Below are 11,318 nucleotides of genomic sequence, written 5' to 3' on the forward strand. Positions count from 1 at the left end.
CCTCAGGTGCAGGGGTCGGGTTGCGGCACCTCGGTGCAGCGTTGATAGGCCTCGGGCTTGAGGCCACCGCCCACCACACGGTACTGGTCGAAACACGCCGCGCTGGCGAGGTAGCGGTGCCACTTCGCTTCGCACGCGCTGGTGCCGCGCGGCAAAGGCGTGTTCGCGGGCACGGCATTCGCCCGGTAGCGCTCGGGCACCCACGTGCCGTAGACCACCTGACCGTATTCGTCGGTCCAGCGGTACACCTCGGCCGACAGCGCCACGCCTGGCACGGCCAGCGAGAAGGCGAGCGCAACAGCGGTGGCGAAGAATGGCAGTCTCATGCTGATTGGGATGGTGCCACGGCACCGCAGTTCCCGCCATTCGTCCGCCCTGGATTTCAAGCTAACCTTGGCGTCTGCCATGGAGGAAGTCTTGAAGCACAACATCACGTCCCGTTCTTTTGTCGCCGCCGCCCTGCTCGCCATTGCCTTGCCGGCGTCCGCGCTGCAGATCGTCAACGTGTCACCCAAGGGCGAGGTCGCCAGGGTTCGGCAAGTGATCGTCAAGTTCGATGAGGGCGCGGTCGCCTTCGGCGACCCGAAGGCCCCCGCCCCCGTGTCGCTCAGTTGCAGCGACGCGCAGGCCACACAGGGCAATGGCCGCTGGGTCAACGAACGCGAATGGGCCTTCGAGTTCGAGAACGATCTGCCGCCCGGCGTGAGTTGCACGGTGCAGGCCAGGAGCGGCTTCAAGTCGCCCAAGGGCGCGGAGCTGCCCGTTACCCGCAGCACCTTCAACACCGGCGGGCCCTTCGTGCAACAGGTGCGCCCGAGCACCTCGTCGCGCATCGATGAAGAGCAGTACTTCGTGCTGCGGCTCAACGGCGCGGCCACGGCGGCGAGCGTGCAGTCCAACGTCTGGTGCGCGGTCGAAGGCCTGGGCGAGCGGGTGCCGGTCCGGCTCATCGACGGCAATGACCGCGCCGCGCTGCTCAAGGCCAACGGCTGGGACAAGCCCGCGGCCAAGGAGCCACAGCGCTATGTGACCTTGGCGTGCAACCGGCGCTTCACGCCGGACACCAAGGTCTCCATCGTGTTCGGCAAGGGCGTGGCCACGCCATCGGGCGTGGCCAACACGGTCGAAAAGCGCTTCGACTTCGAGGTGCGCGAGGCCTTCACCGTGAGCTTCAGCTGCGAGCGCGAGAACGCACAGGCCGCCTGCCTGCCGATCCGCCCGATGACGCTCAACTTCAGCGCGCCGGTGACGCGCAAGATGGCCGAGGGCATCCGCCTGAAGTCGGACCAGCAGACGCACAAGCCGGTGTTCGACGAGGACAACGCCGACGGCGACAGCGTGGTCTCGGACCTCTCGTTCAAGCCACCCTTTGCCGAGCAGGCCACGGTCAGCATCGAGCTGCCGAAAAACTTCAAGGACGCGGCGGGCCGCGAGCCGGCCAATGCCAGCAGCTTTCCGCTGCCGGCGGCCACGGGTCCGATGCCGCCGCTGGCCAAGTTCGCGGCGGCGCCTTTTGGCATCGTCGAGCGTTTTGCCGAACCCGGTGGCACGCCCCTGCTGCCCGTGACGCTGCGCAACGTGGAAGCCGCGCTGCAGGTGCAAGGCCTCGCACCCGGCCAGGTGAACGACCTGCAGCCCAGGACCGACGCGGAGATCATTGCCTGGTTCCGCAAGGTGCAGCGCTACAACCAGTTCAACGTCTCGCGCAAACAGGCGCAGGCCGATGTGGCGGGGCCATTGCCCAAGGTGCTGGAAGACCGTGACAAGCGCTGGGTCGAATCGCGCGCCGTGTCGCTGCTCAAGGGCAAGCCGGGCGTGAAGACGCTGGACCTGCCCAAACCCGCGAACAACGACCCGCGCCCGTTCGAGGTCGTGGGCATTCCGCTCACGCCGGGTTTCCACGTGGTCGAGATCGCCTCGCCCGCGCTGGGCGGCGCGCTGCTGGACGCGCGCTATGGCGGTTCGCGCACGATGTTCGTGCGCACCTCGGCGCTGGTGACCAACCTGGGCGTGCATTTCAAGCTCGGCCGCGAGAACGCGTTGGCCTGGGTGACGACGCTGGACAAGGGCAAGCCGGCCGCGGGCGCTTTCGTGCGCGTGTCCGATTGCCGAGGCAAGGAGGTAGCGAGCGGCACCACCAACGCACAAGGCGTGGTGAACCTCAAGGACGTACCGCCGCAGGCGCCGAGCTGCAACAGCGAGGACGGTGAAAGCTCGCAGGCCTATTTCGTCAGCGCGCGCCTGAAAGACGGCGCCACGGAAGACATGGCCTTCACCTGGAGCGACTGGTACCGAGGCATCGAACCCTGGCGCTTCAACGTGCCGACCAGCCGCGAAGCCCGCCCGGACGAGCGCGCCCACACGATCTTCGACCGCACCTTGCTGCGCGCGGGCGAAACGGTGTCGATGAAGCACCTGATCCGCACCGAAACCAGCAAGGGCTTTGGCCTGCCCGAGACGCTGCCCGACACCCTGGTGGTCACGCACACCGGCAGCGGCCAGCAGTTCACGCAACCCGTGGCCTGGCGCAAGACCGCCACCGGCGGGCAAAGCGCCGAGAACACATTCGCCATTCCGAGCGGCGCGAAACTGGGCAGCTACGAGGTCACGCTCAAGAGCCCCGACGAGCGCGAGCGCCAGTACAGCACCGGCGCGTTCCGCGTGGAAGAGTTCCGCCTGCCGGTGCTTGAAGGGCGCATCGCACCGCAGGAGAAAAAAGCGCTGATCAACGTGCAGGCCGTGCCCGCGCAGCTGCAGGTCAGTTATGTGTCGGGCGGCGGCGCGGCCAACCTGCCGGTACGCGTGTCGGCGCTGGTGCGCAACAAGAGCCTGAGCTACAGCGACTTCGACACCTTCAGCTTCCAGCCGCCGCGCGCCACCGACGCGCAAGGCGATGAAGACGGCGAGGAAGAGGCTAGCGCGTCGCAGGACCAGCGCGTGATCGCCGACAAGCTGCCCGTCACGCTGGACCGCAACGGCGCGGGCAAGGTCACCATCGACAACGTCCCGCGCTCGCCGCAGCCGCAGGAACTGCTGCTCGAAGCCAGCTACGCCGATCCGAACGGCGAGGTGCAGACACTGCGCAGCGTCTCCACCGTGTGGCCGGCGAACGTGGTCGCGGGCATCAAGACCGAGGGCTGGGTGTCGGCGAGCCAGAAGATCCGGTTCCAGGCGCTGGCGCTGGATCTCACGGGCAAGCCCGCCGCCGGCATCGCGCTGGAGGTGAAGGCCGTGGCCCGCATCACCACCACCAGCCGCAAGCGCATGGTGGGCGGCTTCTACACCTACGACAACCAGTCGCAAACCAAGGACCTGGGTTCCGTGTGCAGCGGCAAGAGCGACGCGCGCGGCCTGTTGTTGTGCGAGACCTCCCTGGGTGAACCGGGCGAGGTGGAACTCATCGTGACCGCCCAGGACGCGGCGGGCCAGAGCATCCAGGCCGCGAGTTCGGTGTACGTGACGCGCCAGGGCGAGCTCTGGTTCGGCGGCGAGAACCACGACCGCATCGACCTGCTGCCCGAGAAGAAGACCTACCAGCCCGGCGAGACCGCGAAGTTCCAGGTGCGCATGCCGTTCCGCTTCGCCACCGCGCTGCTGACGGTGGAGCGCGAAGGCATCCTCGAATCGCAGGTGGTGCAGCTCAACGGGCAGGACCCGACCGTGCAGCTCAAGATCCAGGAGGGCTGGGGGCCCAACGTGTACGTGAGCGTGCTGGCCTTGCGCGGCCGCTTGCGCGAGGTGCCGTGGTACTCGTTCTTCACCTGGGGCTACAAGGCGCCGCGCGAGTGGTGGACGTCGTTCTGGTATGAGGGCCGCGAGTACGTGGCACCGACGGCGCTGGTGGACCTGAGCAAACCTGCCTTCCGTTTGGGTCTCGCCGAGATCCGCGTCGGCACGCAGGCGCACCAGCTCGACGTGAGCGTGAAGGCCGACCAGGAAAGTTACCCGGTGCGCGGGCAAGCCAGGGTCACCATCGCCGCCAAGCTGCCCAACGGCCAGCCCGCCGCGAACGCGGAAGTGGCGCTCGCCGCCGTCGATCAGGCGCTGCTGGAACTCATGCCCAACCGCAGCTGGAACCTGCTCGAGGCCATGCTGCAGCAACGTGCCTGGGGCGTGGAGACGTCCACCGCGCAGATGGAAATCATCGGCCGGCGGCACTATGGCCGCAAAGCCGTACCCGCCGGCGGTGGCGGTGGCAAGAGCGGCGCGCGCGAGCTGCTCGACACGCTGCTGCTGTGGAACCCCAAGGTGGTGCTGGACGCGAAAGGCCAGGCCGTGGTGACGGTGCCGCTCAACGACGCGCTCACCACCTTCCAGATCGTCGCCGTGGCCGACATGGGCACGGGCCTCTTCGGCACCGGGCAGGCCAGCGTGCGCTCCACGCAAGACCTGCAGATCATCAGCGGCCTGCCCCCGCTGGTGCGCGAAGACGACCAGTTCCGCGCGCAACTCACGCTGCGCAACACCACGCAGAAGGCGATGAAGGTGGAAGTGGCGCCACGCGCCACCTTGCTGGAGCTCAAGCCGCAGACGGTGGACATTCCCGCCGGTGAAGCGCGCGAAGTCGCGTGGACGGTGACCGCGCCCGCACAGCTCGCGCAGACGCGCGCCGAGGCCATCCTGTGGGAGATCGAAGCCAAAGACACGCTGGGCGGCGCGAAAGACGCGCTGAAGGCACGCCAACGCATCGTGCCCGCCGTACCGCTGACGGTGCAGCAAGCCACGCTGGTGCAGGTCGATGGCGCGTTCAACCTCGACGTGGCCGCGCCCGCTGGTGCGCTGCCGGGCCGGGGCGGCCTGAAGCTCGCGCTGCAGCCCAAGCTGGCCGAAGGCCTGCCGGGCGTGCGCGACTGGTTCGCCAACTATCCCTTCGTCTGCCTGGAGCAGAAGACCAGCAAGGCGGTCGGCCTGCGCGATGCGACGCTGTGGCAAGGCGTGGTGGCGCAATTGCCCAACTACCTCGACGCGGACGGCCTGGCCAACTACTTCCCGCCGCGCGAAGGCGATGGCAACCGGGGCAGCGACATCCTCACCGCCTACCTGCTCGCGGCGACGCACGAAGCGTCGACGATCAACCCCGCCTTCGCCATGCCCGACGACGTGCGCGCGCCGATGGAGCGCGGCCTGATCGGATTTGTCGAAGGCCGCATCACGCGCGAGTTCTGGAGCCCGCGCAAGGACCTGGACGTGCGCAAGCTCGCGGCCATCGAAGCCCTGTCGCGCTACGGCAAGGCGCAGGGCCGCATGCTGGGCAGCGTGACACTCGCGCCCAACCAGTGGCCCACCAGCGCGGTGATCGACTGGGTCAACATCTTGAAGCGCGTGACCGACGTGCCGCAGCGCGAACAGCGCCTGGCCGAGGCCATGCAGGTGCTGCGCGCGCGCCTGAGCTCTCAGGGCACCAAGCTCGTGTTCAGCACCGAGCGCGACGACTACTGGTGGTGGCTCATGGCCAACGGCGACGTCAACAGCGCGCGCCTGCTGCTGACCGTGATGGACGACCCGGCCTGGCAGGACGACATGGGCCGGCTGGCCAGCGGCTTCATCGGCCGCCAACAGAACGGCGCCTGGCACACGACCACCGCCAACCTCTGGGGCGGCCTGGCGCTGGAGAAGTTCTCCGCCAGGTTCGAAGCCACGCCGGTGGCCGGTGTGACGCGCGCCACCCTGGGCACGGGCACGGCCGCCATCGACTGGGCCAAGGTCGATCGCGTGAAGACCAGCGATGCGACCGGCGCACCGAACCAGACCACCTGGTTCGGCGCACCGGCCAGCCCGGGCAACCTGAAGAACAACACCGGCTTCCTGCCCTGGCCGGCCGACGGCGGCAAGGGCGCGCTGAGCGTGGTGCAACAGGGCGCGGGCAAGCCGTGGCTGACGCTGCAGTCCATCGCCGCGATCCCGCTCAAGACGCCGTTCAGTGCGGGCTACGCCATCAAGAAAACCATCACGCCGGTGGAGCAGGCGGTGAGCGGCGCGCACACACGCGGCGATGTGTGGCGTGTGGCGCTGGAGGTGAATGCCTCCGCCGACATGACCTGGGTGGTGATCACCGATCCGATCCCGGGCGGCGCGACCATCCTGGGTGGCGGGCTGGGCCGGGACTCTCAGATCGCGACCTCGGGCCAGAAGAGCGCCACCGGCAACGCCTGGCCGGCCTTCGAAGAGCGCAGCTTCGAGTCGTACCGCAGCTACTACGCATACGTGCCCAAGGGCGTGATCAAGATGGAATACACCGTGCGCCTGAACAACATCGGCGATTTCGCGCTGCCGCCCACGCGCGTGGAAGCGATGTACGCGCCCGAGATGTTCGGCGAAACACCCAACGCCCGCGTGAAGGTGGAGGCGCCGCGGTGACCCTGCGCCACGCGCTCGCCGCGATCGTGCTCGGCATGGGCCTGGCATCGGCCGCGCAGGCCGTGCCCGGCTTCGCCGAAGTGCACGCCGGCTGGCGCTCGTCCGACGCGCGCGTGCTCGACCGCCACGGCGAGTTGCTGCAGCGCGTGCGCGTGGACCTCCAGGTACGCCGAGGCGAATGGATCGCGCTGGCCGACGTGTCGCCCGCGCTGCGCACGGCCCTGGTGCTCAGCGAAGACAAGCGTTTCTACGAGCACAGTGGCGTCGACTGGCGCGCCGTGTCGGCCGCGGCCTGGGGCAACCTGTGGAACCAGCGCACGCGCGGCGCGTCCACCATCACCATGCAATTGGCCGCCCTGCTCGACGAGCCCGGTGGCGATCTGCAACGCGGCGCGGGTGGTCGGCGCTTCACGCAGAAGATCGACCAGGCGCTGACCGCGCAGCAACTCGAGCGGCGCTGGCGCAAGGACCAGATCCTCGAGGCCTATCTCAACCTCGTGCCCTTTCGCGGCGAACTCGTCGGCATCGACGCGCTCTCGCGCACGCTCTTCGGCAAAGCCGCGCACGGCCTGAACGAACACGAAGCAGGGGTGACCGCTGCGCTGGTGCGTGCACCGAACGCGAAACCCCGGCAGGTCGGGCAACGCGCGTGTGGCGTGGTCCAGCTCATGCAGCCGGACACGCGCGTGGACTGCGAAGCGCTGCAGATCCTGACCACCATCGCCCTGCAAAGCCGCGAATACACCGCCACCGAAGGCATCGCGCCGCACCACGCGCGGCGCGTGTTGGCCGCCGAGCCTGGCGCGCAGACGGTGCGCTCCACCGTGTCCGCGCCGCTGCAACGCTTCGCGCTGCAAACCCTGCAACGCCACCTGCGCGAACTGCGCGGGCGCAACGTGCAGGATGGCGCTCTGGTCGTGCTGGACAACGCCAGTGGCGAGGTGCTGGCCTGGATCGGCTCGTCGGGCGAGCTGAGCGCGGCCTCGGAGGTGGACGGCGTGCTGGCCCTGCGCCAGCCCGGCTCCACGCTCAAGCCGTTTCTCTACGCGCAGGCGATCGCCGAGCGGCGCATGACGGCCGCGTCCCTGCTGGAAGACTCGCCCGCCGCAATCCCCACCACCAGCGGCCTCTACATTCCGCAGAACTACGACCGCCGTTTCAAAGGTTGGGTCTCGGCGCGCACCGCGCTCGCGGCCTCGCTCAACGTGCCGGCCGTGCGCACCCTGGTGATGGTGTCGCCCGATGCGTTCCACCACCAGTTGGATGCGCTTGGCCTGCCGCTGCGCGAGCCCGCCGGTTACTACGGCTACAGCCTGGCCCTGGGCAGCGCGGAAGTGCCGCTGCTGTCGTTGACGAACGCCTTTCGCACATTGGCCAATGGCGGGCTCCATGGGGAGGTGGGAGCGCCACCGAAAGGCGCACCGGCGCTCGACCCGCGCGCCGCCTTCATCGTCGGCGACATCCTGAGCGACACCAACGCGCGCGCCCGCACCTTCGGCACGGACAGCATCCTGGCCACGCGCTTCTGGGCGGCGGTGAAAACCGGCACCAGCAAGGACATGCGCGACAACTGGGCCGTGGGTTGGTCAGAGCGCTACACCGTCGGCGTTTGGGTGGGCAACGCCAGCGGCGCGCCGATGTGGGACGTGAGCGGCACCAGCGGCGCGGCGCCGGTATGGGCCACCGTCATGCAGCACCTGCACGCGCACACCCCCAGCCGCGCGCCGCGCCCACCCACCGGGCTGGTGCAGGCGCGCGCCACGTTCGACGGTCCGGGCGACAGCGGGCCACTGGAGGCGGCGCGCAGCGAATGGTTCCTGGCCGGCACCGAGCAGGCCCGCTTCGCGATGAACACCCCCGCCCGCTCAGAGACGCGCGCCCCGCTGCGCATCCACTCGCCCGCGCCCGGCACCATCGTCGCGCTGGACCCGGACATCCCGCCCAACCGCCAGCGCCTGACCTTCACGGCCAGCGGCGCGGGCGGTCGCTGGCGCCTGGACGGCAGGTCCCTGGCCCAAGGCCAGCAGCTGCAGTGGCTGCCCTGGCCCGGCAAGCACGTGATGCAACTCACCGATGCGCGCGGCACCGTGCTGGACGAGGTGCGCTTCGAGGTGCGCGGGGCCGGGGTGCGCGAGCGCAAAAGTCGGTGAGCCTGGGCCAGCATCAAAAATTTCAAAGCCCGCTGTCGCGCTTTCACGCGCCTTTTCCGGGGTCCACCGCTAACATGCGTGCCACCCTCGCCGGACAACACTTACGGAGACCTCCCGCATGACCGTCATCACCACCGTGGAAGACCTGCGCGTGCTCGCCCAACAGCGCGTGCCGCGCATGTTCTACGACTACGCCGATTCCGGCTCGTGGACCGAAAGTACCTACCGCGCCAACAACGAGGACTTCCAGAAGATCAAACTGCGCCAGCGCGTGGCGGTGAACATGGAAAACCGCAGCACGCGCAGCACCATGATCGGGCAGGACGTGGCCATGCCGGTGGCGATCGCGCCCACCGGCCTCACCGGCATGCAGCACGCCGATGGCGAAATTCTCGCCGCGCGCGCCGCGAAAAAATTCGGTGTTCCATTCACGCTCTCCACCATGAGCATCTGCTCCATCGAAGACGTGGCGCAACACGCCGGCGAAGGCTTCTGGTTTCAGTTGTACGTGATGCGCGACCGGGGCTTCATCGAACGCCTGATCGACCGCGCCAAGGCCGCGAAATGCAGCGCCCTCGTCCTCACGCTGGACCTCCAGATCCTCGGCCAGCGCCACAAGGACCTGAAGAACGGCCTGACCGCGCCACCGAAGATGACGCTGGCGAACATCCTCAACATCGCCAGCAAGCCGCGCTGGGCCATGGGCATGCTCGGCACCAAACGCCGGCAGTTCGGCAACATCGTGGGCCACGTGCAGGGCGTGACCGACATGGCCAACCTGGGCGCCTGGACCGCGCAACAGTTCGACCCCGCGCTCAACTGGGGCGACGTGGAGTGGATCAAAAAGCGCTGGGGCGGCAAGCTGATCCTCAAAGGCATTCAGGACGTGGAAGACGCGAAGCTGGCCGTGGCCTCGGGCGCGGACGCGCTGATCGTGAGCAACCACGGCGGCCGCCAGCTCGATGGCGCGCAAAGCAGCATCGAGGCGCTGCCGGCGGTCGTGGACGCCGTGGGCAGCCAGATCGAGGTGCACATGGACGGCGGCATCCGCAGCGGGCAGGACGTGCTCAAGGCGCGTGCGCTCGGTGCGCGGGGTGTCTACATCGGCCGGCCGTTCCTCTATGGCCTGGGCGCCATGGGCGAAGAAGGCGTGAGCAAGTGCCTCGAAATCATCCACCGCGAGCTGGATCTGACCATGGCGTTCTGCGGCCACACGCAGATCGAAACGGTCAACAAGAACATCCTGCTGCCGGGCACCTTTCCTTCCTGAGAAACGGGGTCCAGGGGCGGCCTCCTGAGCCGCGGGGGTGAATGCCGGTCGGCCGTGTCAACCATGGCAATCCCGCTATGCTCACCGCCGTGACCGCCCCCTCTTCCCCGGCCCCTTTGCGGCGCATTGCGCACCTCGACATGGACGCATTTTTTGCGTCGGTCGAGTTGCTGCGCTACCCGCAACTCAAGGGTCTGCCGGTGGTGATTGGCGGCGGCAGGCGGCGCGACGATGACGAAATGTTGGTGCGGCTGCGCGAGGCCTACCCCGAGCGCGATTGGTCGGGCAACGACGCTTTGTCCCGCATCCCGGTCGATTTCTTCCCGCGCCTGGAAAGCTACGTCGGCCGCGGCGTGGCCACCACCGCCACCTATGCCGCACGCCAGTTCGGCGTGGGCTCGGCCATGGGACTCATGAAGGCCGCCAAGCTGTGCCCGCAAGCGATCCTGCTGCCGGTGGACTTTGACGAGGTGCGCCGCATCTCGCGCCTGTTCAAGAGCACCATCCGCGAGATCGCGCCGGTGGTGGAAGACCGGGGCGTGGACGAGGTCTACATCGACTTCACCGACGTGCCCGGCGGCCAGCGCGAAGGTGGGCGTGTGCTGGCGCGGTTGATCCAGAAGAGCATCCACCAGGCGACCGGCCTGACCTGTTCGATTGGCGTGGCGCCCAACAAGCTCATCGCCAAGATGGCGAGCGAGTTCAACAAACCCAACGGCATCAGCATCGTCCACGCCGACGATCTGGAGCAACTCATCTGGCCGCTGCCCTGCCGCAAGATCAACGGCGTGGGACCCAAGGCCGATGCCAAGCTGCAAGGTCACGGCATCCACACCATCGGCGAACTCGCGCAGCGCGAACGCCACTGGCTGGTGGAGCACTATGGCAAGAGCTACGGCGCCTGGCTGCACGAGGTGGCCTGGGGCCGCGACGAGCGACCCGTGCAGACCGAGAGCGAGCCGGTGAGCATGAGCCGCGAGACGACGTTCGACCGCGATCTGCACGCTGTGCGCGACCGCCAGGAACTCGGCGCCATCTTCACCCAGCTGTGCGAGCAGGTGGCCGACGACCTGCAGCGCAAGGGCTACGTGGGCAAGACCATCGGCGTGAAGCTGCGCTACGACAACTTCCAGATCGTCACGCGCGACACCACCATCGACCACCACACCCACGACCCGGCCACCGTGCGCCGCCAGGCCGGCCTGTGCCTCAAGCGGGTGGACCTGACGCGGCGCATCCGCCTGCTGGGTGTGCGCGTGGGCTCGCTCGCCAAGGAGGGCGAGGTGCCGCCGGAGCCCGAACGCCCACCCGAAGTCGCGCAATTGTTCTGAAATTCGCTGGATGGCCGTTGACGAAAGCTGACGCCAAACTTACATTGGCAGAGACTGGATGTCAGCCGCATTCCCGAGGGGTCTGCCATGAATCTCTATCTCAGTCTGTGCGAGTTGGAACGCATCAAACGCTGGCATGTGGCGCACCGCCAGGAGCACCCCCTGGAATACCACTTGTGGGACGGCGTGCTCACGTTCTGGGTGATGGGC

At 68.2% G+C, this 11,318-nt stretch carries 5 protein-coding genes; 4 read left to right on the plus strand and 1 reads right to left on the minus strand.

Going from position 1 to position 11,318, the window contains the following annotated elements:
• Nucleotides 1-2: 2 nt before the first annotated feature.
• Complete coding sequence (locus tag FFS09_RS19430; protein WP_171020101.1) at nucleotides 3-326, minus strand: DUF4124 domain-containing protein; 324 nt, start codon at nucleotides 324-326, stop codon at nucleotides 3-5.
• Between the two features lie 79 nt (nucleotides 327-405).
• Between FFS09_RS19430 and FFS09_RS19435 the strand changes: the two genes are divergently transcribed.
• The 4 genes from FFS09_RS19435 to FFS09_RS19450 all read left to right on the plus strand — a co-directional run bounded on the left by FFS09_RS19435 (nucleotide 406) and on the right by FFS09_RS19450 (nucleotide 11,108).
• Nucleotides 406-6,357 (plus strand): alpha-2-macroglobulin family protein, encoded by a 5,952-nt coding sequence (locus tag FFS09_RS19435; RefSeq protein ID WP_137920555.1) that lies wholly within the window; start codon nucleotides 406-408, stop codon nucleotides 6,355-6,357.
• A 35-nt stretch (nucleotides 6,358-6,392) separates the two neighbouring features.
• Nucleotides 6,393-8,507 (plus strand): penicillin-binding protein 1C, encoded by a 2,115-nt coding sequence (gene pbpC, locus FFS09_RS19440; protein ID WP_137920560.1) that lies wholly within the window; start codon nucleotides 6,393-6,395, stop codon nucleotides 8,505-8,507.
• A 118-nt stretch (nucleotides 8,508-8,625) separates the two neighbouring features.
• A complete protein-coding gene (locus FFS09_RS19445; RefSeq protein ID WP_137920556.1) occupies nucleotides 8,626-9,777 on the plus strand; it encodes an alpha-hydroxy acid oxidase in 1,152 nt (383 codons plus the stop codon).
• A gap of 77 nt (nucleotides 9,778-9,854) precedes the next feature.
• On the plus strand, nucleotides 9,855-11,108 hold the full coding sequence (locus FFS09_RS19450) for a Y-family DNA polymerase (protein ID WP_171020102.1): 1,254 nt from the start codon (nucleotides 9,855-9,857) through the stop codon (nucleotides 11,106-11,108).
• Nucleotides 11,109-11,318: the final 210 nt, after the last annotated feature.

The organism is Hydrogenophaga sp. 2FB (assembly GCF_005503365.1).
Taxonomy (GTDB): Bacteria; Pseudomonadota; Gammaproteobacteria; order Burkholderiales; family Burkholderiaceae_C; genus Hydrogenophaga.

Coding starts and splice junctions, on each gene's coding strand:
- FFS09_RS19430 (WP_171020101.1), bottom strand. CDS start 326: ATGAGACTGCCATTCTTCGCCACCGCTGTTGCGCTCGCCTTCTCGCTG.
- FFS09_RS19435 (WP_137920555.1), top strand. CDS start 406: ATGGAGGAAGTCTTGAAGCACAACATCACGTCCCGTTCTTTTGTCGCC.
- pbpC (WP_137920560.1), top strand. CDS start 6,393: ATGGGCCTGGCATCGGCCGCGCAGGCCGTGCCCGGCTTCGCCGAAGTG.
- FFS09_RS19445 (WP_137920556.1), top strand. CDS start 8,626: ATGACCGTCATCACCACCGTGGAAGACCTGCGCGTGCTCGCCCAACAG.
- FFS09_RS19450 (WP_171020102.1), top strand. CDS start 9,855: ATGCTCACCGCCGTGACCGCCCCCTCTTCCCCGGCCCCTTTGCGGCGC.